17 protein-coding genes and 1 pseudogene are annotated in these 23,576 nt (G+C 65.9%); 10 read left to right on the top strand and 8 right to left on the bottom strand.

The window, feature by feature from the left end:
* Positions 1-101: 101 nt before the first annotated feature.
* The 3 genes from OKW35_RS37565 (at position 102) to OKW35_RS37555 (ending at position 4,367) form a co-directional block, all read left to right on the top strand.
* Positions 102-1,112 (top strand): Ku protein, encoded by a 1,011-nt coding sequence (locus tag OKW35_RS37565; protein WP_187610138.1) that lies wholly within the window; start codon positions 102-104, stop codon positions 1,110-1,112.
* Positions 1,113-1,160: 48 nt separating this feature from the next.
* Positions 1,161-3,977: a DNA ligase D gene (gene ligD, locus OKW35_RS37560; protein WP_429554705.1), complete on the top strand. Its 2,817-nt coding sequence runs from the start codon at positions 1,161-1,163 to the stop codon at positions 3,975-3,977.
* Between the two features lie 87 nt (positions 3,978-4,064).
* The gene (locus OKW35_RS37555) at positions 4,065-4,367 is read left to right on the top strand and encodes a hypothetical protein (RefSeq protein WP_429554704.1); all 303 of its coding nucleotides are present in this window, start codon (positions 4,065-4,067) and stop codon (positions 4,365-4,367) included.
* Positions 4,368-4,389: 22 nt separating this feature from the next.
* On the opposite strand, the gene OKW35_RS37550 is transcribed toward OKW35_RS37555, so the two are convergent.
* Positions 4,390-5,358, bottom strand: a complete 969-nt coding sequence (locus OKW35_RS37550; protein WP_429554703.1) for a LysR substrate-binding domain-containing protein — start codon at positions 5,356-5,358, stop codon at positions 4,390-4,392.
* A 112-nt stretch (positions 5,359-5,470) separates the two neighbouring features.
* Between OKW35_RS37550 and OKW35_RS37545 the strand changes: the two genes are divergently transcribed.
* Together OKW35_RS37545 and OKW35_RS37540 are read left to right on the top strand one after the other, a co-directional pair.
* Entirely contained in the window at positions 5,471-6,487 is a 1,017-nt protein-coding gene (locus OKW35_RS37545) for a zinc-binding alcohol dehydrogenase family protein (RefSeq protein ID WP_429554702.1), read from the top strand.
* A gap of 233 nt (positions 6,488-6,720) precedes the next feature.
* Positions 6,721-7,269, top strand: coding sequence for a DUF6013 family protein (locus tag OKW35_RS37540; RefSeq protein WP_184064982.1), 549 nt, complete (start codon positions 6,721-6,723; stop codon positions 7,267-7,269).
* 69 nt (positions 7,270-7,338) lie between these two features.
* Here OKW35_RS37540 and OKW35_RS37535 read toward each other — a convergent pair whose 3' ends face one another.
* Both OKW35_RS37535 and OKW35_RS37530 read right to left on the bottom strand, forming a co-directional pair.
* Positions 7,339-8,145 (bottom strand): ABC transporter permease, encoded by an 807-nt coding sequence (locus tag OKW35_RS37535; RefSeq protein WP_429554701.1) that lies wholly within the window; start codon positions 8,143-8,145, stop codon positions 7,339-7,341.
* Entirely contained in the window at positions 8,142-8,882 is a 741-nt protein-coding gene (locus OKW35_RS37530; protein ID WP_429554700.1) for an ABC transporter ATP-binding protein, read from the bottom strand. The genes OKW35_RS37535 and OKW35_RS37530 overlap by 4 nt, the downstream gene beginning before the upstream one ends.
* Before the next feature lie 170 nt (positions 8,883-9,052).
* Here OKW35_RS37530 and OKW35_RS37525 point away from each other — a divergent pair.
* A pseudogene (locus tag OKW35_RS37525) lies at positions 9,053-11,538 on the top strand (AsmA family protein).
* Between the two features lie 149 nt (positions 11,539-11,687).
* On the opposite strand, the gene OKW35_RS37520 reads toward OKW35_RS37525, so the two are convergent.
* Complete coding sequence (locus OKW35_RS37520) at positions 11,688-12,179, bottom strand: hypothetical protein (RefSeq protein WP_184033415.1); 492 nt, start codon at positions 12,177-12,179, stop codon at positions 11,688-11,690.
* Between the two features lie 113 nt (positions 12,180-12,292).
* Here OKW35_RS37520 and OKW35_RS37515 point away from each other — a divergent pair, with 113 nt between their 5' ends.
* From OKW35_RS37515 to OKW35_RS37500, 4 genes are all read left to right on the top strand, one after another.
* Positions 12,293-12,568, top strand: a complete 276-nt coding sequence (locus OKW35_RS37515; protein WP_184064994.1) for a hypothetical protein — start codon at positions 12,293-12,295, stop codon at positions 12,566-12,568.
* A complete protein-coding gene (locus tag OKW35_RS37510; protein ID WP_429554699.1) occupies positions 12,565-14,175 on the top strand; it encodes a sensor histidine kinase in 1,611 nt (536 codons plus the stop codon). Before OKW35_RS37515 ends, OKW35_RS37510 begins: the two co-directional genes overlap by 4 nt.
* Positions 14,176-14,255: 80 nt before the next feature.
* Positions 14,256-14,747 (top strand): response regulator, encoded by a 492-nt coding sequence (locus tag OKW35_RS37505; protein ID WP_429554698.1) that lies wholly within the window; start codon positions 14,256-14,258, stop codon positions 14,745-14,747.
* Positions 14,748-14,806: 59 nt separating this feature from the next.
* Positions 14,807-16,780: a response regulator gene (locus OKW35_RS37500; RefSeq protein WP_429554697.1), complete on the top strand. Its 1,974-nt coding sequence runs from the start codon at positions 14,807-14,809 to the stop codon at positions 16,778-16,780.
* Positions 16,781-16,903: 123 nt separating this feature from the next.
* Here OKW35_RS37500 and mscL read toward each other — a convergent pair whose 3' ends face one another.
* The 4 genes from mscL to mfd form a co-directional block, all read right to left on the bottom strand.
* The gene (mscL, locus tag OKW35_RS37495; RefSeq protein WP_090804694.1) at positions 16,904-17,350 is read right to left on the bottom strand and encodes a large conductance mechanosensitive channel protein MscL; all 447 of its coding nucleotides are present in this window, start codon (positions 17,348-17,350) and stop codon (positions 16,904-16,906) included.
* Positions 17,351-17,449: 99 nt separating this feature from the next.
* Positions 17,450-18,484 carry a threonine ammonia-lyase gene (locus OKW35_RS37490; protein ID WP_429554696.1) on the bottom strand — a complete coding sequence of 345 codons (1,035 nt, stop codon included), beginning with the start codon at positions 18,482-18,484 and terminating at the stop codon, positions 17,450-17,452.
* Between the two features lie 89 nt (positions 18,485-18,573).
* Positions 18,574-19,806, bottom strand: coding sequence for an acetylornithine deacetylase (argE, locus tag OKW35_RS37485; RefSeq protein WP_429355490.1), 1,233 nt, complete (start codon positions 19,804-19,806; stop codon positions 18,574-18,576).
* A 170-nt stretch (positions 19,807-19,976) separates the two neighbouring features.
* Positions 19,977-23,456: a transcription-repair coupling factor gene (mfd, locus tag OKW35_RS37480; RefSeq protein ID WP_429555126.1), complete on the bottom strand. Its 3,480-nt coding sequence runs from the start codon at positions 23,454-23,456 to the stop codon at positions 19,977-19,979.
* Positions 23,457-23,576: the final 120 nt, after the last annotated feature.

The raw sequence follows: 23,576 nt of genomic DNA, 5'->3' as shown, positions 1-23,576 counted from the left end.
GCTCCTGCTTTACGCGTGGCAGCAGTGTCGAGCGCGCCGAAACGCGGGCACGCTTGCTGCTTCGCCTGATATCTCAGGGCCATGGGACAGGGGGGCGCGCGATGGCACACATGATCTGGAAGGGCGCAATCAGTTTCGGGCTCGTCCACGTACCGGTGCAGCTTTATCCGGCGACGCAGTCGGAGAAGGTCGGCTTCAATCTGCTCGACAAGCGCACGATCGATCCGATCGGCTACAAGCAGTTCAACAAGCGGACCGGCAAGGACGTGACCCGCGACAACATCGTGCGCGGCTTCGAGTACGAGAAGGATCACTACGTCGTGCTGTCGGACGACGAAATCCGCTCGGCGAACCCCGAGTCGACGCAGACGGTCGACATCCTCGCGTTCGTCGACGCCCCCGACATCTCGTTTCTCTATCTCGATACGCCGTATTTCCTGACGCCCGACCGCAAGGGTGAAAAAGTCTATGCGCTGTTGCGCGAGGCGATGACGGCGTCGGGCAAGATCGGCGTCGCGAGTGTCGTGCTGCACAACAAGCAGCATCTGGCGGCGCTGATTCCGCTCGGTCCGATGCTCGCGCTGAATACACTGCGGTGGGCCGACGAGGTGCGCAATTTCGACGAATTCAACGTGCCGCCCGAAGGCATGAAGGCGGCCGGCGTGTCGGCGAAAGAACTCGACATGGCGAAAAAGCTGATCGACGACATGAGCGAGACGTGGGACCCGATGCAGTATCACGATACGTTTCGCGACGACATCATGGCGCTCGTCGAGCGCAAGATCCAGGCGGGCAAGACCGAGGAGGTCGTCGAGGTCGAAACGCCGCACGAGTCGCGCAAGTCCGCCGACATTCTCGACCTGTCCGATCTGCTGCGCCGCAGTCTTGGCCGCGGCAAGGGCAAGCAGGCCACCACGGGCCGCAAGCGCGCGGCCGACGAGGACGAGGATCAGAGCGATAGCGAGGCCGAGTCCGATGAAGAGGCGGCCGCGCCCGCGCGCAAAAAGCCGCGCGCGGCAAGCACGGCGCGTAGTCGCAGCGGTAGCGGCGGCAGCGGGCGCGCGACGTCGAAGACCACCGCAACGTCCCGCAAACGGCGCGCGGCGGCCTGAGCGCGCGGCCGAGCCGTCTATGGCACCAAACGCACCGGAGTCATCGCCATGAACGACCGGCTTGAGCACTATCATCGCAAGCGCCGCTTCGAGGACACGCCGGAGCCGGCCGGCGCGACGACCCGCAAGCGCGCCGCGAGCAAGACCGGCAAGCGCGCAACGCGTGCTGCGCCCGATACGCTCTCCTACGTGATCCAGGAGCACGACGCGCGGCGTCTGCACTACGACTTCCGGCTCGAACTGAACGGCGCGCTGCTGTCGTGGGCGGTTCCGAAGGGGCCGAGCCTCGACCCGTCGGTCAAGCGGCTCGCGGTGCACGTCGAGGACCATCCGGTCGAATACGGTACCTTCGAGGGCGAGATTCCGCCCGGCAACTACGGCGCGGGAACCGTGATCGTGTGGGATCGCGGCACGTGGGAGCCGGCGGGCGGCGCGGCCGAAGCCGCGCGGTCGTACGCGGCCGGCAAGCTCAAGTTTCATTTGCACGGCGAGAAGCTGCATGGCGGCTGGACGCTGGTACGGAGCCACATGCGCGGCAGCGGCGACAAGGAGCAATGGCTGCTGATCAAGGAGCGCGACGAGGAAGCGCGCGACGAAAGCCACTACGACGTGCTGAAGAAGCTGCCGGGCAGCGTGCTGGCCGACGGGGCTTCGAAAGGCAGGAAAACGAAGCAATCGAAAGCGCAGACGAAAACCTCGCGCGACGGCAAGGCCACGAGCGCGGGCAAGCCGGCAAAATCCGCATCCTCGCGCCGCGCAGCCGATCCCAAACGCCCCGACATCGTCGCGACGCGCAGCGCGCAGTCGCTACGCGAACTCGCCGCATCGCCATCGATCGAAAGCGCGGTCAAAGCCGCCTTGCCCGCGAGCCTGAAGCCGGAGCTGGCGACGCTCGTCGACAGCGCGCCGCCAGGCGATGACTGGCTCTACGAAGTCAAGTTCGACGGCTACCGCGTGCTCGCGCGCATCGACCACGCGTCGAAAGCGAAGGGCGGTCCCGTCAGCGTTTTCACGCGCAACGGCAACGATTGGACCGCAAAGTTCAGCAAGCAGATCGAGGCTCTCGCGGCACTCGATGTGCAAAGCGCGTGGCTCGACGGCGAAGCGGTCGTGCTCGATGAACGCGACGTGCCGAACTTCCAGTTGCTGCAAAACGCGTTCGATGCGCATCGCCCGCAGGACATCGTGATCTATCTGTTCGATCTGCCGTTTCTGAACGGCTACGACCTGCGCGACGTGCCGCTCGAACAGCGCCGCGCGATTTTGCGGGCGCTGCTCGAAGGCGTCGACGATCGCGTGCTGCGCTTTTCGAACGACTTCGCGTTCAGCGCCGACGAGCTGCTCAAGAGCGCGTGCGATATGGCGCTCGAAGGCATCATCGGCAAGCGGCGTGACAGCAGCTATGTGTCGGGCCGCTCGCCGTCGTGGATCAAGCTGAAGTGCCGGCGCCGCCAGGAGTTCGTGATCGGCGGCTATTCGGAGCCGGGCGGCAGCCGCTCGGCGTTCGGCGCGCTGCTGCTCGGCGTCTACGACGCCGATGGCCGGCTGCAGTACGCAGGCCGCGTCGGCACCGGCTTCGACGCCGCGCTGCTGCGCTCGGTCAAACAGGCGCTCGACGCGCACGCGAGCAAGCGCATGCCGTTCGCGAGCACACCGCGCGAGCGCAGCCGCACGCCCGTGCATTGGGTCGAGCCGGTGCTCGTTGCCGAATGCAACTTCGCCGAATGGACGGGCGACGGCATCGTGCGCCAGGCGTCGTTCGTCAGCCTGCGCGACGACAAGCCGGCGCGCCAGATCGTCAGGGAAACCGCCCGACAAGGAGTCGACGTGCAACAGCAAACCGAAACCGCCACCGCCGATACGCCGCAAACAGGCGCGCCGAAAAAGCGCGCAACCAGCAAGACCGCCAGTGCCGCCAGGCCCGCCGCCAAGGAAAGCGCGCCCGCCCGAACCACGGCAACACGCTCGCGTGCACAGAGCGAAATCGCCGGCGTGCGCATCTCGCATCCCGATCGCGTGATCGACAAGAGCAGCGGCGCAAGCAAGCTCGAACTGGTGCAGTACTACGAATCAATCGCCGAATGGATGCTGCCGCATCTGCGCGAGCGGCCCGTCGCGCTGGTGCGCGCGCCCGAGGATATCGGCGGTGAGCTGTTCTTCCAGAAGCACAGCCAGAAGCTGTCGATTCCGCACGTCACGCAGCACGAGGGACTCGATCCGGGCCATCCTCCGCTGATCACGATCGACACGCTCGCCGCGCTGGTCGGCGCCGCGCAGATGGGCACCGTCGAGTTTCATACGTGGAATGCGGTCGCGTCGAATATCGAAAAGCCCGATCGCATGGTGTTCGATCTCGACCCGGACCCCTCGCTCGGCTGGGAGCGCATGGTCGAGGCCGCACAACTGACCCGCTCGCTGCTCGACGAACTGGGCCTGAAGTCGTTCTGCAAGACGAGCGGCGGCAAGGGCTTGCACGTGGTCGTGCCGCTCGCGAAGCAGGCCGGCTGGGACGAAGTGAAGGATTTCTCGCAGGCGGTCGCGCAGCACATGGCGACGACGCTGCCGCAGTTCTTCAGCGCGAAGATGGGCGCGCAGAATCGCAAGAAAAAGATTTTCATCGACTATCTGCGCAACAACCGTGGCTCGAGCACGGTGGCCGCATTCTCGGCGCGCGCGCGGCCGGGGCTCGGGGTGTCGGTGCCGCTCGCGTGGGACGAACTGGAGAGCACGACGAGCGGCGATCAATGGGGCATCCGCAACGTCCACGAGCGCGTGGACGGCCTCGGAAGCGACCCGTGGGCCGGCTACGCAAAGACGCGTCAGCGCATCACCGCGGCGATGAAAAAGCGTCTGGGCGTCGCGTGATGAGCGCTCGTCCGAGTGGCTGAATCCAACCCGCGAATGCGCCGTGCGTACTTGGCGCGCGAACGCGCTTCGCGAAGGAGCAATGCAATGAAGACCCTGCCGCAATCGACCGATGGCGACCCGCAAGCCGACCCGCGCGCGAACAAGGACCCGAAGTCGTTGCAGGAAGCCGCGGCGCCGCTGCCGCATGAAGCCGACCAGCATCCCGAGTCGCAGCACGAGGACGAGCCGCGCCATGTCGGCAAGCAGGCACATGACGACATCGCGCATGGGCAGCAGGATACCGACCGCCGCGGCGGCGGCGAGTATCAGCAACGCACGCAGAACGACGCGCATGCCGATGTGAACTCGGATCGCAAGCAGGGCGGCGCAAAGGTCGGCAAGCGCTGACGCGGCGTAGCGGGCATCGCGTCTACGCGCCCGCCAGGCCAACCGGCTCGCGATCCCAGTACGGCGGATCGCCGAAATGCGCGGCGACGAAGTCGATGAAGGCGAGCGTCTTCGGCGGCACGAACGCGCGGCTTGGGTACACGGCCCAGATCGCGACGTCGTCCGCGAGAGGATAGCTGTCGAGCACGCTGACGAGTTTGCCGCTGCGCAGATAGGGCGCCACGTCCCATGTCGATTTCAGCGCGATGCCGAAGCCCGCGAGCAGCGCGTCGCGAATCACCTCGCCGTTGTCGGTGACGAGGCGGCCGCTCACGCGCACGTCGAGCGGGCCGGCGGGCGTCACGAAGCGCCAGTCGCGCTGCGCCGACAGGATGATGCACTCGTGCCCCGCGAGATCCGACGGATGATGCGGCGTGCCGCGCGCGGCCAGATAGGCGGGGGCCGCGCACAGCACGCGGCGGTTGACCGCGAGCCGCCGCGCGACCAGCGACGAATCCTTCAGCACGCCGACGCGAATCGCGACATCGATTCCCGCGTCGACCAGATCGACCACCTGATCGGTCAGGCGCAGATCGACGCTGACCCCCGGATAGCGGCGCAGAAACTCGCTGATCACCGGCGACACATGCTGACGCCCGAACGACGACGGCATCGACACGCGCAGCCGTCCCTGCGGTGCGGCCTGCGCGTGGCCGACCGATGCGCGCGCTGCGGCGGCCGCGTCGAGCAACGCCTCGGCGCGCGTCATGAACACTTCACCGTCCTGGGTGAGGCTGATGCGGCGCGTGGTCCGATGCAACAAACGCGCGCCGAGGATCTTTTCGAGTTGTGCGATCCGCGCGCTCGCGACCGCCGCCGACAAACCGAACTCGCGCCCGGCCGCCGACACGTTGGCGAGCAGCGCGGCACGCGCGAACAACGCGACGTCGAGCAGATCGAGCCGTTCGCGTTCGCTGGGCACGGACCGGCCGGCCGGGCTTGAATCGTCCATTATTCTGAAAAACCAAAAAATGTTTCAGTGATTATGACTGTTTTATCAGAATAAGAACCATCCTACGATACGAGTCATGCGTGCACATCAACCGAACCCACAAGGAGCAGCCATGAAAGCCGTCGGACTCTACCTTTATCTGCCCATCGATCACGCCGAAGCGCTCGTCGACGTCGAGATCCCGAAACCCGAAGCGACCGGCCGCGATCTGCTGGTCAAGGTCGAAGCCATTTCCGTGAACCCGGTCGACACCAAGGTGCGCGCGCCGAAAGACACCGTCGAAAAGACGCCGCGCGTGCTCGGCTGGGATGCGGCCGGCACTGTCGTCGCAGCTGGCCCCGAGGTCACGCTGTTCAAGGTCGGCGATCCGGTGTTCTATGCGGGCAGCATTACCCGGCCCGGGGCCAATAGCGAGTTTCATCTGGTGGACGAACGGATCGTCGGACACAAGCCGGCGTCGCTCGATTTCACGCACGCGGCCGCGCTGCCACTGACCGCGATCACTGCGTGGGAAGCATTGTTCGATCGCCTCGGCGTATCCCCTCAGGGCGCCGACGCCGGCCGTACGGTGCTGATTTTCGGCGGCGCGGGCGGGGTCGGCTCGATCGGCATCCAGCTCGCGAAGCAGCTCGGCAAGCTGCAGGTGATCGCGACCGCGTCGCGGCCCGAATCGGCGAAATGGGCACGGGAGCTCGGCGCGGATCACATCGTCGATCACTTCGGCGATCTGCCCGCGCAGATGAAGGAGATCGGCATCGAGCAGGTCGACTACGTGCTGATCTTCAACGACACCGACCGTAATTTCCCGGCCGCCGCGCAACTGATCAAGCCGCAAGGCGGCATCTGCACGATCGTCGAGAACAGCGCCGCCGTGCCCGTCGAATTGCTGAAGGCGAAGAGCGCCGCGTTTCACTGGGAGTTCATGTTCACCCGCTCGATGTTCGGCACGACCGACATGATCGAGCAGCACAAGCTGCTGACCGAGGTCGCGCGGCTCGTCGATGCCGGCACGTTGCGCACGACGCTCGGCCAGGACCTCGGCCGCATCAGCGCGGAGAATCTGCGTCGCGCGCATGGGTTGCTCGAAGCAGGACGCGCGATCGGCAAGCTGGTGCTGACCGGCTTCTGAGATGAAATCGACGCGCAGAAAGCGCGTCGCCGCAAGCGGGTTAACACCCGGGCCGACACGACACGCGCGGCAGCGCGCTTGGCGTTAGACTGACGACGCAGCATGCCAAAACGGTTGCGTGTCTTGCGGCGAGGCCAGCCGGTATGAACCGGCCGGCCCTCGGCAGTGCGTGAACAGTGCACAGGCAGTCGCGTCGACGCGAGCGCGCAGCGGCACAACAACGAGGTGACAGTATGAGCTTCAGCTTCAAACTCTCCGCCGTTTCCGTTGTCGCTTCTCTCGCCTGCGCGCTCGTGCCGGCTGCTCGCGCAGCCACGCCGATCACGGTGACCAACAAGGCTCCGCTCGACGGTCCGATCCGCTACACCGTCCGCGTCACGTCGAAACAGTTCGGCAATTCCCAGGAGACCCGCACGATCCGCTCGGGCGAATCGGACGACTTCACGTGGAAGACCGTGCCGCCCGGCGGTCCGGTGGCCGCGACGGACGCATGCCCGGACTATGCGTCGCTGCCGGTCGACGAGAATGGCGCGATGATCCGCCAGACGCAGATCCGCTTCTCGCCGGTGGTGTCGAGCGACGGCACCGCGGCCGTCCAACTGAGCTTCCAGGCGCAGACGCCGCATGGCGTGAAAACCGTGACGAGCGGCGGCAAGACGCTCAAGTGTCCGAACGATGTGAGCGTGAGTCAGATCGTGCGTTTCACGATGCCGGTCAACGGCACGACGAAAACGCTGACGCTGACCGACGGCACGGAGATCGCCGTCACCGCGAAGCGGTGAAGGTTCGAGCGTGCGGCATGATGGCCGCGTGCGCGAGCGTAGCACGCGCTAGCGCGTCATCCCTATGCGTCATCCTTTGCGTGCCTCACGCTCGACGAGCCGCGTCGGCAAGAACTGATGCTCGGCCGAAAAGAGCCGCCGGTACGTGAGCAGCACCGCGCCCACGGTCCCCAGCGCCGACGCCGCCGCGATCAGAAACATGATGATGATCTGATAGCGCACCGCCTGCAATGGCGACTGCCCGGCCAGCACCTGACCGGTCATCATGCCCGGCAAACTGACGACGCCGACCACCGCCATCTGGTTCAACGTCGGCATCATGCCGGCGCGCACCGCCTGGCGCGCCGGCGCCTGCGCGGCCTCCCAGCGTGTCGCGCCGAGCGCGAGCGCCATGTCGACGCGGTCGCGCCGCGCGGTCAGCTCCTCGGTCATCCGCTCGATGCCGAGCGATACACCGGTCAGCGTGTTGCCGAGGATCATGCCGAGAATCGGAATCGCATATTGCGGCGCGTACCACGGATGGATGCGGATCACGACGAACAGTCCCACCGCGGCCACGAGCCACGAGCTGACCCAGATCGACAGCACGCTGTCGGCGCGTTGTCCGGCATAGGTGTGGCTGCCGCGCTGCGCGCCGGCGAAACCGGCGATCAGCGTCATCACGATCATCAGCGGCAGCACCACGTACCAGCGAGCGAAACTGAACACCCAGCCGAGCACATAGCCGATCGCGAGCAACTGGACCACGGTGCGCAGCGCCGCCCATGCGAGCTTGCGTTCGAGATCGAGCTTCAGCGCGACCGACACCGCGCCATTCACGACGATCAGCAGCGTCGCGATCGCGACGTCCCATAAACTCAGATTCTGCAGGCTCATTGGCGGGGCTCCCGACGCTGGTCCGCGGGAGCGCGTTGGTCCGCATCGCGCCGCACGCAAGTGTGTTCGGCCAGTACGCCGGCGCGCATCGTCAGATGCCGTTCGCTCATGCGTGCCGCCTGCTCGACATCGTGCGACACCCACATCGATGCGTGAGCGCCCGGCGCGGCATCGAACCACGCCTGCACGAGCGCTTCGATCGCGCGCGACGACGCCGGATCGAGCGAGGCGGTCGGCTCGTCGAGCAACAGCACTTCGGGCGCGAGTTGCAGCACGCGGATCAGCGCGGCGATCTGCGCTTCGCCACCCGATAATTCGCTTGCGCGCTTGCCGAGAAAGTCCTCGCCGCGGCCGGCCAGCATCGCGAGCCTGGCCGCGCGCGTGCGATCGAAGCGCGCGTCGCGATATGCCCGCAGCTCAAACGGATAGCGCAGATTGTCTTCGACGCTGCCGTCGATCAGCGCGGGCCGCTGCCGGATATACGCGATTGCGCGCCGGTAGCGCGGAATCCGCGCACGCTCGAGCGGCGCGCCATGCCACAGGATGCGACCCGCATCGACCGGATCGAGCAGCGCGAGCGCGCGCAGAAACACGCTCTTGCCGGAGCCGGACGGTCCGGTAATCGCGACGCGCTCGCCGGCGCGCAGGGCGAAGGTGGTCGGCTGCAACAGCGTCTGGCCGCGCTGCGCATCGCGCCGTACGATGCCGTCGGCGAGGACGAAGGGAACATCGGTCATGGTTGGAACGCCGTGGGGAGGGTGTGCCGGTGGGGCTGTCGGTAAAGCGTGCGCCATGATAAAGCGACGAGGCGCAACAGCGCACGACCGACGCGGCGATTCATGCTCGCGCGCCAGGTACGATAACTGCTGTACGGTGCACAACGTGGAACAACACGCGGAGCTTTTCAATGGCAGGGTCGAGCGGCACCGGACGACGGGTCGGAAAAATCTTTGCATGGCTGCTGGCGGCGCTCGTGATCCTGATCGTCGCGCTCGTGATCTTCATCCTGAGCTTCGACTGGAACCGCGCGCGGCCTTACATCGACGACAAGGTCAGCCAGGCGATCGGCCGGCCGTTTGCGATCAACGGCGACCTGAAGGTGGGCTGGCGTCATGCGGTCGGCGAGACCGGCTGGCGCGGCTGGGTGCCCTGGCCGCGCTTTTCGGCGGCCAACATCGCGATCGGCAATCCCGACTGGACCAAACAGCCGCAGTTCGCCACGCTCGACGAAATCGACTTCGAGGTCGAGGTGCTGCCGCTGCTCGCGCACGACATCGTGATTCCGGCGATCAACCTCGTGAATCCGTCGGTCGATCTGGAACGTCTTGTCGACGGGCGCAATAACTGGACCTTCAAGCTGCCGTCGTCGAGCGGACCCACCGAGTGGAAGCTCGATCTGCACGATATCGCGTTCGCGAAGGGCAACATCGCGCTGTCGGATCAGCAGAAGAAGAGGTCGAGGTGCAGATGGTCGTGGATACGCTCGGGCAGCCGATCCCGATCGGCGACGCGCTGAAGCAGCAGGAAGCGGCCTCGCGCAGCGCGTCGGCTCAGGCCGTCGGCCGGGCGGGCGCGCGCCAACTCGCCGCGCAGGCCGAGGCACAGGCGGCCTCGGAGGCGAAGGCGGCTTCCGCAGCGGCGGCTTATGAAGCGGCGGCGCAGGCGTCGGGCGCATCGGGCGCGTCCGCAACGTCGGGCGTGGCCGCGAGTTCCGGCGCGCTCGCGACGAGCGGCGCCGCCGCACCGGCCGAAACCACCAGCGGGAGCGCCAGCCCGGCCGCGGCTGTCTCGGGGGCGAGCGGCACCGCAGCTGGCGCCAGGCGCGCGACGCCGCTTTATGCGATCGGCTGGACCGTCAAGGGCACCTACAACCGCACGCCGGTGTCGGGCAGCGGCAAGCTCGGCGGCGTGCTCGCGCTGCAAGACGCGAACCGGCCGTTCCCGGTGCAGGCCGATGTCAAAGCCGGCGATCTGCATATCGCCTTCGTCGGCACGCTCACCGATCCGGCGCATCTCGGGGCGCTCGATCTGCGTCTCTGGCTGCAGGGCAACAGCATGGCGCGCCTGTATTCGCTGACCGGCGTGACCTTGCCCGAGACCCCGCCGTACGCGACCGAGGGTCGTCTGATCGGTCAGTTCAAATCGAGCGGCAACGTGTTCACGTATGAAAACTTTACAGGCCGGGTCGGCGGCAGCGATTTGAACGGTTCGTTGACCTATACCGGGAGCGAGCCACGTCCGCTGCTGCAGGGCGAACTCGAGTCGCATCTGTTGCAGTTCTCGGATCTGGCGCCGGTGATCGGCGCCGATTCGAACGCGAGCAAGGCGAAGCGTGGCGACACGGCCCGTCAGCCGAGCGATCGCGCGCTGCCCGTGGAGGAGTTCCGCACCGACCGCTGGAAGGCGATCGACGCCGACGTCAAGTTCACCGGCCGGCGCATCATCAAGAACACGAACCTGCCGATCACGGATCTGTACACGCACGTCGTGATGACCGACGGCGTGCTGTCGCTCGTGCCACTGAAGTTCGGCGTCGCGGGCGGCTCGCTCGCGTCGGACATTCATCTCGATGGCAGCGCGGCGCCGTTGAAGGGGCGCTTCGCGATGTCGGCGCGGCATCTGAAGTTGAAGCAATTGTTCCCGAGCTTCAAGACGATGCAGAACGCGCTCGGCGAGATCAACGGCGATGCGTCGCTGTCCGCGACCGGTAATTCGCCGGCGGCGCTCGCGGCGACTTCGAACGGCGAGTTGAAGGCGCTCGTGACCGACGGCACCGTGAGCCGTCTGCTGATGGAGGCGGCCGGGCTGAACGTCGCGAACGTCGTCTATGAAAAGCTGTTCGGCGCGCGCGACGTGAAGATCAACTGCGCGGCCGCCGATTTCGTCGCGACCGAGGGCGTGCTCGAAGCGCGCGTGTTCGCGCTCGATACCGGCGACGCGGTGATCAACATCGACGGTCACGTGAATCTGCGCGACGAGACGATGGACCTCGGCGTGCATCCGCATACGAAGGGCTTCCGGGTCTTTTCGCTGCGCTCGCCGCTGTACGTGAAGGGCACCTTCAAGGATCCGCACGTCGGCGTCAATGCGGCCGCGCTCGCGTTGCGCGGCGGCGCGGTGGTCGGGCTCGGGCTGATCAATCCGTTCGCGGCGCTGATCCCGCTGCTCGCGCCGAGCAACAACAAGCCGCTGCCGTGCGCGCAATTGCTCGCGCAAGCGCGGCAGATGCCGAAGGCGCCGCCGCCGGGCGTCAAGCAACAGCCGAAGGCGCCGATATCGCTCGAGGGCGCGCCGGTCAACAAGTCTTCGGGCGGCGCGTCGTCGCCAGCCGCGGTGGATCGTAAGCCCGCGACGCAGTCGCCGGCGAGCGCGGCCGAATACAAGGGCGGTTGAAGCGCGGCGAGCGCGTCGATGATGCGATCGCCGAATCAACGGCATGATGCCGCGTGAGGAACTGCGCGCGGTTGCCGTCGAGCCAGGGTTTCGATGAAGCGAAGAGAACGACCTGTCAGCAGCCCTGAACTTCAGGGTGCCCGATTGGCCTATCTGAGCGAACGTGGTGTTGCATCGCCCGACGCATCCTGGCGACGCACGCCGCGCCGGGTACCGATTCGTGTCGCGCCGAACTCCGTCAGAATCTTGCCGCGCGCACGGCTCGCGAACACGAGGAAGCCGAAGCCGTCGGCCTCGTACCAGTAGCCGCCGTTCTCGAGACCATCGAGCGGCTGCTCCAGCGCGTTGGTAATGGATTCGAGGCAGCGCCGCCGCAATTCGGCTGGTGCGGGGTAGGGCGGCTGTGCGCCGCGCACACTGCATAGAAGCACGTCGAGTCCGGGCAGCACGTGTGCATAGAGCACCGGTTCGTCCTGCGCGCGAGCCCGCGCAATCTTGGTGTCGAGTTGACCGAACGGCTTGAAATGCCGCAGAACCGCGAGGAACGACTCGTCGCCGTCCACCTTCGCGCGTCTACGCTTTTTCGGGAAGGACATAAAAATTCGCCTGAAAAAGAATTGCAAGAATCGCTGCGTCCTCATGCGACCACTCCCGGCTTTCGCGCGCCGCACGTCGATGTTTTATAGCATACGACAAGGCCGGATTCACGATGATTCGACGCTACCGCATCGCCCCACCGCCTCCCGCACGAATCATGCCGAACCGCCTCGCCGCGCGCATTCGCATCCCAGCACACCTTGTCTCCATCATAGACGCAGGCGGCGCGGAAAAAACATCCCATCCCAATAAAAAAGTCATTTTTGTGTGGTCGAGCGCTTGCTGGCGCGTCGTTGAAATATCTCTGATTCACGTCGATAATGGCCCGTCCAGCCGCGCGGCGCCCGCCTTGCAGGGCGCGACGGGTGCGCGCGAGCCCCGCCGTTCGAGTGACAGCCTGAACCACAGCCTGAACGCCCTGACGGAACCATGAAACTATTCACCAAAGGTCTGCTGCTGATCGCGATACCGAGCGTGGTCGAACTCGCGCTGCTCGGGGTCGTCTTCGATACCCAGGAGCGGACCGCGCAGGCCGCGCGATGGGTCGACAACAGCAAGCAGATCCTCTACGAGTCGTCGGCCATCGTCGATCCGCTGCTGCGTCAGGCCGCGCGCGTGCGCACGGCGATGGTAACGGGCAGCGCCTCGCTGATCGACCGCCATGCGGTGTGGGTCGACCTGAATGACCGGCTCGCGAAGCTCGATGCGCTCGTCGCTGAAACGCCGGCCCAGGCCGAGCGCGTGCGCAGCATGCGGCACGCGATCGACGCGTATCGCGAACAGAGTGTCGCGATCTCGCAGGCGTTGCACGAGGGGCGCAGTCTACGCCCCTATATCGCGCTCGAAACCGGCGAGTTGCCGGAGCAGATCGCCGTGTTCCGCGACGAGTTGGCCCAGTTCGGCGCGGCGGCGTCGGAGCTCGACGTCGAGCGCTCGAGTGCGCTCGGCGAGCGGCGCGAGCTTCAGCAGCGCGCGGTGATCGCCGCGGTGTTCGGCTCGATGCTGATCTGGGCGGTCACCGCCTTCGTGTTCGCGCGCGGCATCGGCCAACGCCTCGAAGTGCTGACCGATAACGCCGAGCGGCTCGGCAGCGGCCGGCCGCTCGCGGCGCCGCTGTCGGGCAGCGACGAAATCGCCGCGCTCGACACGGTGCTACATCAGACCGATGCGCGTCTGCGCGAGGCGGAAGCCGGGCAGGAGGCGCTGAAGACGGAGCTCGAAGCACGCGCGCGCGAACTGGCGGCCGTCAATGAGGAATTGCGCCAGGAAACGCAGGACAACGAGATGTTCATCTACAGCGTGTCGCACGATCTGCGCTCGCCGCTCGTCAATCTGCAGGGGTTTTCGAAAGAACTACACGTGTCGTGCGACGAACTCGACGTGCTCGTCGGACAGGCTCGTCTGCCGGAGAACGAAGCACGGCGCATGACGCAGATCCTCGATGGCGACGTGCGCGAGTCGTTGCACTATTTGCGCACCGCGGTCGCGCGCGCGGCGGCGATCATCGACGCGCTGTTGCGCATCTCGCGCGCGGGACGGCTCGAATATCAGTGGCAGCGGGTCAGCGTCGAGCGCGCGGTGGCGCGAGTCGTCGATGGGCTGCAAGGCACGATCGACCAGCGCGCCGCGAGCGTCACGGTGCGCGAGCTGCCGCCCGCATGGGGCGATCCGGCGGCGGTCGAGCAGATCTTCGGCAACCTGATCGGCAATGCGCTGACTTTCCTCGATCCGGCGCGCCGCGGGCGCATTGAGGTCGGCGCGCTCGCGCCCGAACCCGTCGACGAAAGCGAGCCGCGCGCGGTCCGTATGCGCATCTATTACGTCCGCGATAATGGGCTCGGCATTCCGGCCGTGTATCTGTCGAAGGTGTTTCGCGCGTTCCAGCGTCTGCACGGGGACGTTGCAAGCGGCGAGGGGATCGGCCTCGCGGTGGTGCGGCGCGCGGTCGAGCGGCACGGCGGGCGCGTCTGGGTCGAATCCGCCGAAGGCGCCGGATCGACCTTTTTCGTGGTGCTGCCCGAGCAGCCGGCGCGCCTCTGAGCGCGGCGCACGCCGGCGCGGGCACCGTCGCTGTCATTCTACCGGCGGCATGGATGACGAATCGTTGGCACGGAGAACCTATGAATCATGCGCAAACGGTCAGCATCGTTCTGATCGAAGACGACGACGGCCACGCGACGCTCGTCGAGCGGAATCTGCGCCGCGCCGGCATTTCGAACGGCTTCGTGCGCTTTCGCGACGGCCAGCAGGCGCTCGTTTACTTCTTCGGCCCCGCGGCCGCTGAGCCGTTGACCGACGCCGACGGCCATCCTTATCCGCCGCGCGAGAATCTGGCGAATTTCGTCGTGCTGCTCGATCTGAAGATGCCGCGCGTCGACGGCTTCGAGGTGTTGCGGCGTCTGAAGGAAGCCCCCGAGACCGCCGCCGTGCCCGTGATCGTGCTGACCACGACCGACGATCCGCGCGAAATCGCGCGCTGCTACGAACTCGGTTGCAACGTCTATCTCTGCAAGCCGGTCGAATACGATGCGTTCATCGAGGCCGTGCGTCGGCTCGGCTTTTTCGTGCAAGTGGTCAAACTGCCGCCGGGGCATCGGCTCGCGCCGCCTTGAAGCTGTCCGAAAGCCGTTCATGACAAGATGAGCACCGTACCGAGCCGGAGAGCACCTGCATGATCGAAGAAGTGTCCACGCCGCACGCCGCCTATGTGCTCGTCGTCGATGACGACGAGGGCATCTTGCGGCTCGCGCGCAAGTCGCTCGAACGCGCCGGCTGCCGGGTGACGATCTGCGCCGGCGTCGAGGCGGCCCGCGAGCGGCTCGCGAGCCGCGCCCCCGATCTGCTCGTGCTCGATTATCAGCTGAGCGGACCGGAGACCGGGCTCGATTTCTTCCGGCGTCTGCGCGCGGAGGGGGTGCGCATTCCGGCGATCCTCGTGACCGGCTTCACCGACGAGTCGCGCGTGATCGAAGCGCTGCGCGCGGGCGTGTCCGACGTGGTGCCGAAGTCCGGCGACTATCTCGACTATCTGCCAGAGGCCGTGGAGCGCGTGTTGTCGCAGGTGCGGCTGCAACGCGCGTCCGACGAAGCGCGGGTGCTGCGCGATCGCGAGCTGCATTACCGCACGCTGTCGGAGACGTTGCCGCATCTCGTGCTGACCTGTGACGCGGCCGGCGATTGCGACTTCCTGTCGAAGCAGTGGTACGACTACACCGGCTTGCCCGAACATGGCTCGCATGGTCTCGCGTGGCTAGAGGCCGTGCATCGCGACGATTGCGAGCAGATCCGGCAAAGCTGGCTGAAGGCCGTCGCGAGCCGCAGCGGCGACTATCGGCACGAGATGCGGATTCGCCGCCACGACGGCGAGTACCGCTGGTTCGACGTGCGCATGGTCGCGATGCGCGATGCCGATGGCAACGTCAGCAAATGGTTCGGTAGCTGCACCGACATCCACTCGCAGCGCGAGGCGATCGAGGAGCGCGAGCGACTGCTCGAGTCCGAGCAGGCCGCGCGCCAGGCCGCCGAAGAAGCGAATCGCGCGAAGGACCGTTTTCTGGCGATGCTGTCGCACGAATTGCGCACACCGCTCACGCCGGTGCTCGCGGGCGCGAGCGTGCTCGAGATGATTCCGGAACTGCCGGAGCAGGCGCGTGCGAGCGTGCGCATGATCCGCCGCAACGTCGAACTGGAGGCGCGGCTGATCGACGATCTGCTCGATCTGACGCGCGTCGCGAACGGCAAGCTGCGGCTGTCGCTGGAGACCGTCGACGTACACGAGGTGATCGACAGCGTGCTCGAACTCTTTCGCAGCGAAATCCAGGTCAAGCAGCAGGACGTGCATGTCGAGAAGCACGCGACGCATCACTACGTGCTCGCCGATCGCGCGCGGCTGCAACAGATGCTGTGGAACCTGATTCGCAATGCCGCGAAGTTCACGCCGGACGGCGGCCATATCTATGTGCGCACACGCGACGAACGCATGCAGGTGCAGATCTCGGTCGAAGATACCGGCATCGGCATCGAGCCGGAGCAGATCGGCAAGCTGTTCAATGCGTTCGAGCAGGGCGACCAAAGCATGACGCGGCAGTTCGGCGGCCTGGGTCTCGGTCTCGCGATCACGAAGGCTTTGACGGACGTGCACGGCGGCACTGTGACCGCGCGGAGTCCCGGTCCGCATTGCGGCGCGACCTTCACGATCACGCTGCCGACCGCCGCCGCGCGGGCCACCGCGCCGCCGGTCATCGTGCCGAGCAACGTGCAGCCGGCGAGTTCGCTGTCCGTGCTGCTGATCGAGGACCATGCCGACACCGCCGACGTGATGGCCCAATTGATGCGCGGCTTGGGTCATCAGGTGACGGTGGTCGGGCGCGTCGACGATGCGCTTGCGGCGACGCAGTTGCACAGGTTCGATCTGGTTGTCAGCGATGTCGGATTGCCCGATGGCACCGGTCTTGATTTCGTCAAGGCGTTTCGCGAATATTCCGACGTGCCAGCCGTCGCGCTGACCGGCTTCGGCACCGACGAGGACGTGCGCCGCTGTTTGAGCGCGGGCTTTACATCGCATCTGACGAAGCCTGTCAATTTCGGCCAGCTCGAAGCGATGATCGAAAGCGCGGCGCAATTGAAGGCGCAAAAGGAAGGGTAAGGCTCGATAAAGCGCAGCGCGCTCAAAGCAGCGTGAAAACACAAAGGCCTGTTGCGACGCCGATCGCAACAGGCCTTTTGATTTCACTGGCTCAGGCCGTCCAACCCGAGCTTGATTCGACGATTAACGCTGCTGGTTGTTCAGCGAATCGCGGATCTCGCGCAGCAGCAGCACGTCTTCCGGCGGCGGCGGCGGCTCCGCCGGCGCGGCTTGCGGCTCCTTGCGCAGTTTGTTGATGAACTTGACCATCAGAAAGATGATGAACGCGAGAATGATGAAGTTGATCGTCGCGGTAATGAACGAACCGTAACCGAACACCGCCACGCCACCCGTCTGCAGGTCTTTATACGATTCGGGGTTGCCTTTGTAAGTGGCCGGAATATGGCCCAGGCGAACGAACAGATTGGAGAAATCGAGGCCGCCGGTAGCGACCCCGACAACCGGCATGATCAGGTCTTTAACCACGGAATTGACAATGGTGGAAAACGCGCCGCCGATAATCACACCGACCGCCAGATCCATCACGTTGCCTTTGAGGGCAAATTCTTTAAATTCCTGGATCATGCTCATACCTACACCTCCCTGATGTGAATAGCCGAATCATACCAACCTGAAGCGGATAGGCTAGTGCTTTAGCCGCAAGGCAACAAGCGCATCTGCTGCGCGTCGCTAATGAGGAAACTGTGACTCGCTATGGCGCGCGCGCTCCAGATGCGCGGCAAAACTGACCGGGTCGATATTGGCGCCGCACAGCAGCACGCCCACGCGTTTGCCCTGCAACTGTTCGCGCAGCGGTCCGAGCAAGCCGGCCGTGGCGGCCGCGCAAGCCGGCTCGACCGCGAGCTTCAGCTGATTGAACAGGATCAGCATCGCCTCGCGCAACTGGTCGTCGGACACGGTGACGATCCGATCGACATGGCGGCGGCACAGCTCGTAGCTGTATTGCTCGGTATGCGGCGACATCAGCGAATCGGCGATGCTGTGCATGTGGCCCATTCTGACCGTATGGTTGGCGGCAAAACTCTTGCTCATCACGTCCGAGCCTTCGGGTTCGACGCCGTACACGTGCACGTTCGGATTCGCGAGCCGCAGCGCGGTGGAGACCCCGGCCGCGAGTCCGCCGCCGCCGATCGGCACGATCACCGCTTCGAGGTCGGGCGTTTGCGTGGCCCATTCGTAGCCGAGCGTCGCCGAGCCGAGCACCGTGCGATAGCCGTTGAACGGATGCACGAAATAGCGGCCTTCCTCGGCCTCGACGCGGCGCACCAGTTCGAACGCTTCGGCGAGATCTTCCGCATAGACGATGTCGGCGCCGTACTCGCGGCACAACGCGACGCGGGCCGGATTCGCCGCGCTGAACAGCACGACCTTGGCGCTGACGCCGAGCCGCATCGCCGCATAGGCGACCGCCACCGCGTGATTGCCGCCCGACACGCAGGTGACACCCGCGCTCTTTTGCGCGTCGTCGAGCGCGAGCAGGTTCGTGAAGGCGCCGCGTGCCTTGAAGCTGCCGCCCGCCTGCAGCAGCTCGAACTTGAAATTGACGACGGTGCCGCGCAGCGACGAGAAGTCGAGCCGGTCGAACACCGGCGTGCGCGCGACCCAGGGCGTCAACGCGAAGTGCTGCGCGGCGATGTCGTCGCGCGTGGGGATCGGCTCACCGTCGATCGTGTGATCCGTGTGCTGCGGCATGGCGCTGGACATGGCGGTCGCTCCGGAGTCGTCGATGTCGCTGAGGCCCGTGGCTCGGCGCGCAGGTTCACTGCGGCTGCGCGCCGCTGCAACGAAACGGGCTAAGCGGCCTCGACCGACATGCTGTGGATGAACTTGCGCAAGAAGCGCTCGCACGCGACGAGCTGCGCGAGCTCGACGAATTCGTTCGCCTTATGCGCCTGCTGGATGTCGCCGGGGCCGCAGACGATGCTCGGAATCCCCGCGTTCGAAAACAGGCCGGCCTCGGTGCCGTATGCGACCTTGCGCTTGTCCTGGTCGGCCGTCAGCGCGCGGACGAGCTGCGTGATCGCGGCCTGTTCAGACGAATCGAGTCCGGGCGCCGCGGCGATCTTCGTGATCTCGATCGCGGCCGACGGATGCTCGCGCAGCATTTTCGGCAGCAGCGTTTCGCGCGCGTAGCTGTCGATGCGCGCGAAGATCTGCTCGGGATCGAGCGTCGGCAGATTGCGGAACTCGAACTGGAACTGGCATTCGGCCGGCACCGTGTTGATTGCGTTGCCGCCCGTGATCGTGCTGGTCTGCGCGGTGCTGAACGGCACGTCGTACAGTTCGTCGAAGGGGCCTTGCGCGCGGAACTGGTCGGCCATGTCGCGGATGTAGCAGATCAGGCGAGCCGCGTACTCGATCGCGTTCAAGCCCTTCGGCGTCAGCGACGAATGCGCGGCCTGGCCGCGTACGCAGCACTGATACGCGTTGATGCCCTTGTGCGCGATGATCGGGCGCATGCTGGTCGGCTCGCCGACGATGCAGCCGTCCGGCTTCACGCCGCGCTTCATCAGATCGGCGATCAGAAGCGGCGCGCCCACGCAGCCCACTTCCTCGTCGAACGACAGCGCGAAGTGGATCGGCTTCGCGAGCTTCGTGCGCTGCATGTCCGGCACGAGCGCGAGCGCCGCGCCGATGAAGCCCTTCATGTCGCAGGTGCCGCGGCCATAGAGCTTGTCACCGCGAATCTCCGGCTTGAACGGATCGCTGTCCCATTGCTGGCCGTCCACCGGCACGACGTCGGTGTGGCCCGACAGCACGACGCCGCCGTTCGTTTCGCCGTCGTGCGCGGGAATGGTCGCGAACAGGTTCGCCCATTTGCCGCCCTTGCCGTGCGTCAGCGTCGCGTCGATACCGACCGCGCGCAGTTCGTCGCGCACGGTTTCGATCAGGCCGAGGTTTGGATTGCGGCTCACCGTGTCCATCGACACGAGACGGGTGACCCAGGGCAGAGATATCGGAGAAGCGGGGGACGTGGAGGAGGCGGACGACTGCAACGATTGCGCTGTTTCAGCGACGTGAGACATGACATGACTCCAGCGTTTTGTGTCTATCGATCATATCCCAAATTGCATTTTCGTAAGGATGTCCAAAAAGCCCGGTTCGCGTTGGCGCAGCGCAGCATCGATGCAAAAAACGGGGGACGTCCCCCCATTTTCTGCGGTTTTCACGAGCCTGTGCGCGCAGCGTGCCGCGCTCAGCGAGCCGGCGCCGCCGCCGTGCCGCGGCTCGGCGAACCGAGCGCGCGCAAGGTCTCCTTGACGGTCGCGACGCGCACCGCGAGATCCGGGCTGCGCGTTTCGATTCGCAGCTTGTCCTGACCCGCGAGCTTGATGTGCTTGTGCTTCTGCACCATCTCGATGATCCGCATCGCGTCGACGGGCGGATTGGGGATGAACTGCAGGCCGATCACCGCTTCACCGGCATCGATCTTCGAAATGCCGAGCGGCTTCGCGGCGAGCCGCAGTCGATGCGTCTCCACCAGCGCATGCGCCTGCGGCGGCAGCTTGCCGAAGCGGTCGATCAGTTCTTCCTGGATGCCGTCGATCGAATCGTTGTGTTCGCAGTTCGCGAGGCGCTTGTACAGCGACAGACGTTCCTGCACGTCGCCGCAATAGTCCGACGGCAGGATCGCCGGCGAATGCAGGTTGATCTCGGTGGTCGCGGCGAGCGGCGCGGTGAGGTCTGGCTCCTTGCCGTTCTTGAGCGCCCTCACTGCGTCGTTGAGCATGTCGGTATAAAGCTGGAAGCCGATCTCGTGAATCTCGCCCGACTGCTTGTCACCGAGCACCTCGCCGGTGCCGCGAATTTCGAGGTCGTGCATCGCGAGATAGAAGCCCGAGCCGAGTTCCTCCATCTGCTGGATCGCTTCGAGCCGCCGTTGCGCCTGCTTGGTGAGCCCCTGCGGATCGTGCACGAGCAGATACGAGTACGCCTGGTGATGCGAGCGGCCGACCCGGCCACGCAGCTGATGCAATTGCGCGAGGCCGAACTTGTCGGAGCGGTGGATCAGGATCGTGTTCGCGCTCGGCACGTCGATGCCGGTTTCGATGATCGTCGTGCACAGCAGCACGTTCGCGCGTTGCGCGACGAAGTCGCGCATCACCCGCTCCAGTTCCCGCTCGTGCATCTGTCCATGCGCGACCGCGATGCGCGCTTCGGGCACCAGCTCTTCGAGCATCTGCCGGCGATTCTGGATCGTCTCGACTTCGTTGTGCAGGAAGTAGACCTGGCCGCCGCGCTTCAACTCGCGCAGCATTGCTTCGCGAATCACGCTGTCTTCCTCGCGCCGCACGAAGGTCTTGATCGCGAGGCGCTTTTGCGGCGCCGTTGCGATCACCGAAAAATCGCGCAGGCCTTCGAGCGCCATGCCGAGCGTACGGGGAATCGGCGTCGCGGTCAGCGTCAGCACGTCGACTTCCGCGCGCAGCGCTTTCAGCGCCTCCTTCTGACGCACGCCGAAGCGATGCTCCTCGTCGATGACCACGAGCCCGAGCCGTTTGAACTGCACATCGGACGACAGCAGCTTGTGCGTGCCGATCACGATGTCGACCGTGCCTTCGTTGATCTGCCGGATCGCCGCGTTGGCTTCTTTGGTCGACTTGAAGCGCGACAGCTCGGCGATGCGCACCGGCCAGTCGGAGAAGCGGTCGCTGAAGGTTTGCGTGTGCTGCTCGGCGAGCAGCGTGGTCGGCGACAACAGCGCGACCTGCTTGCCGCCCATCACCGCGATGAACGCCGCGCGCAATGCGACCTCGGTCTTGCCGAAGCCGACGTCGCCGCATACGAGCCGGTCCATCGGCTTGCCGCTCGTCATGTCGCCGATCACGGCCGCGATCGCGGCGGCCTGGTCCGGCGTTTCCTCGAAACCGAAGCTCTCGGCGAACTTCACGTAGTCCTTCGGTTCGAGCGCGAACGCGTGGCCCTCGCGGGCGGCACGGCGGGCGTACAGGTTGAGCAGCTCGGCGGCGGTGTCGCGGATCTGCTGCGCGGCCTTGCGCTTGGCCTTTTCCCATTGGCCCGAGCCGAGCGAATGCAGCGGCGCGCTTTCCGGATCGGCGCCGCTATAGCGCGAGATCACGTGCAATTGCGCGACCGGCACGTAGAGCTTGCTGTCGCCCGCGTATTCGAGGTGCAGGAACTCGGTTTCGCCTTCGCCGAGATCCATCGTCACGAGACCCATGTAGCGGCCGATACCGTGCTGCGAATGCACGACCGGGTCGCCGAGCTTCAGCTCGGACAGATCGCGCACCATCGAATCGACGTTGCTCGCCTGTTCCTGGCGGCGGCGTCCCGCGCGGCGCGCGAGCGGCCCGTACAGCTCGGTTTCGGTGATGATCGCGATGCCGTCGCCCGGCAGCGCGAAGCCGTTCGCGAGCGGCGCGACGCCGAGCGAGAAACGCGCGTCGCTCTTGAGCCAGTCGGCGAAGCTGTCGGCCGAGGCGGGCTTCAGCTGGTTGTCGGCGAGCAGTTGCAGTAGCGTCTCGCGGCGGCCCGCCGATTCGGCGGCGAACAGCACCCGGTTCGGCGTCGTGCTCAGATACGCGCGCAGCGCCGAGACGGGATCGTCGGCGTGACGATCGATCGCGAGGTTCGGCAGCGCGATCGACCAGGCGCCGTCGCCGTTGGTGGGCAGCACGAGCCGTGCGAACGGTTTCGCGAACGTGAAGAAATCCTCGTCCGACAGGAACAGCTTGTGCGGTTCGAGAATCGGCCGGTCGCGGTCGTGCGACAGGAAATTGAAGCGCTGCTTCGTGTCGTTGGTGAAGCGCCGGATCGCCGCGTCCAGATCGCCGACGAACGCGAGTTGCGAACCGTCGGGCAGGTAATGGAAGAGGGTGGCCGTCTCCTCGAAGAACAGCGGCAGATAGTATTCGATACCCGCCGACGGCACGCCGTTGCCGATGTCTTTATAGATCGACGCGCGGCTCGGATCGCCCTCGAAAGTCTCGCGCCAGCGGCTGCGGAATGCCGTGCGCGCGGCCTCGTCGAACGGGAATTCGCGGCCCGGCAGCAGGCGCACGTCCTTGACCGGATAGAGGCTGCGCTGCGTGTCGGGGTCGAACGCGCGGATCGAGTCGACCTGGTCGTCGAACAGGTCGATCCGGTAGGGCAGCGGCGAGCCCATCGGGAACAGATCGAGCAGCGAGCCGCGCACGCAATATTCGCCGGGACGCACCACCTGGCTCACGTGCTCGTAGCCGGCGAGCGTCAGCTGCGCCTTCAGCTTCGCTTCGTCGAGCCGCTCGCCTTGCGAGAACGAGAACGTGTAGGCGGCCAGAAACGACGCGGGCGGCATCCGGTACAAGGCCGTCGTGGCCGGCACGAGCAGGATGTCGCAGCGGCCTTCGCCGAGGTCGTGCAGCGTCGCGAGACGCTCGGAGACGAGGTCCTGGTGCGGCGAAAACGTGTCGTAAGGCAGCGTCTCCCAGTCGGGCAGGAGGCGCACGCGCGCGTCCGGCGCGAAGAAGCCGATTTCCTGCGACAGCCGCTGCGCGTCGAGCGCGCTTTCGCAGACCACCGCAAGCAGCGGCATCTTCTCGCGATACGCGAGATGGTAGCGGGCGATCAGCAGCGCGTCGGACGAACCGCGCGTGCCGTCGAAGGCGAAACGCTGGCCGGCCTTGACGAGCGCGACGGGCGGGGTGGACTGCGAGGATGCGGCGATGTCTGGCATAAAGGAGAAAAAGGGCGGCTCTGGGCTCACGCGACGGCCAAGTTTACGCGTGTATGGGCGTGGATGCGAAGGACCTATTATAAAATCCGTCCTTTACTTTGACCTGGCGGCATCCGCACT

Source organism: Paraburkholderia sp. MM5477-R1, assembly GCF_050436385.1.
Taxonomy (GTDB): domain Bacteria; phylum Pseudomonadota; class Gammaproteobacteria; order Burkholderiales; family Burkholderiaceae; genus Paraburkholderia; species Paraburkholderia tuberum.
This window is presented reverse-complemented; position numbering and strand designations above follow the sequence as displayed.

Excerpts from the sequence above, each read along its gene's own strand:
- OKW35_RS37535 (WP_429554701.1), bottom strand. The coding sequence starts at position 8,145 with ATGAGCCTGCAGAATCTGAGTTTATGGGACGTCGCGATCGCGACGCTG.
- OKW35_RS37505 (WP_429554698.1), top strand. The coding sequence starts at position 14,256 with ATGAATCATGCGCAAACGGTCAGCATCGTTCTGATCGAAGACGACGAC.
- ligD (WP_429554705.1), top strand. The coding sequence starts at position 1,161 with ATGAACGACCGGCTTGAGCACTATCATCGCAAGCGCCGCTTCGAGGAC.
- mscL (WP_090804694.1), bottom strand. The coding sequence starts at position 17,350 with ATGAGCATGATCCAGGAATTTAAAGAATTTGCCCTCAAAGGCAACGTG.
- OKW35_RS37510 (WP_429554699.1), top strand. The coding sequence starts at position 12,565 with ATGAAACTATTCACCAAAGGTCTGCTGCTGATCGCGATACCGAGCGTG.
- OKW35_RS37550 (WP_429554703.1), bottom strand. The coding sequence starts at position 5,358 with ATGGACGATTCAAGCCCGGCCGGCCGGTCCGTGCCCAGCGAACGCGAA.
- OKW35_RS37545 (WP_429554702.1), top strand. The coding sequence starts at position 5,471 with ATGAAAGCCGTCGGACTCTACCTTTATCTGCCCATCGATCACGCCGAA.
- mfd (WP_429555126.1), bottom strand. The coding sequence starts at position 23,456 with ATGCCAGACATCGCCGCATCCTCGCAGTCCACCCCGCCCGTCGCGCTC.
- argE (WP_429355490.1), bottom strand. The coding sequence starts at position 19,806 with ATGTCTCACGTCGCTGAAACAGCGCAATCGTTGCAGTCGTCCGCCTCC.
- OKW35_RS37515 (WP_184064994.1), top strand. The coding sequence starts at position 12,293 with ATGCCGAACCGCCTCGCCGCGCGCATTCGCATCCCAGCACACCTTGTC.
- OKW35_RS37530 (WP_429554700.1), bottom strand. The coding sequence starts at position 8,882 with ATGACCGATGTTCCCTTCGTCCTCGCCGACGGCATCGTACGGCGCGAT.
- OKW35_RS37555 (WP_429554704.1), top strand. The coding sequence starts at position 4,065 with ATGAAGACCCTGCCGCAATCGACCGATGGCGACCCGCAAGCCGACCCG.
- OKW35_RS37500 (WP_429554697.1), top strand. The coding sequence starts at position 14,807 with ATGATCGAAGAAGTGTCCACGCCGCACGCCGCCTATGTGCTCGTCGTC.
- OKW35_RS37490 (WP_429554696.1), bottom strand. The coding sequence starts at position 18,484 with ATGTCCAGCGCCATGCCGCAGCACACGGATCACACGATCGACGGTGAG.
- OKW35_RS37520 (WP_184033415.1), bottom strand. The coding sequence starts at position 12,179 with ATGAGGACGCAGCGATTCTTGCAATTCTTTTTCAGGCGAATTTTTATG.
- OKW35_RS37540 (WP_184064982.1), top strand. The coding sequence starts at position 6,721 with ATGAGCTTCAGCTTCAAACTCTCCGCCGTTTCCGTTGTCGCTTCTCTC.
- OKW35_RS37565 (WP_187610138.1), top strand. The coding sequence starts at position 102 with ATGGCACACATGATCTGGAAGGGCGCAATCAGTTTCGGGCTCGTCCAC.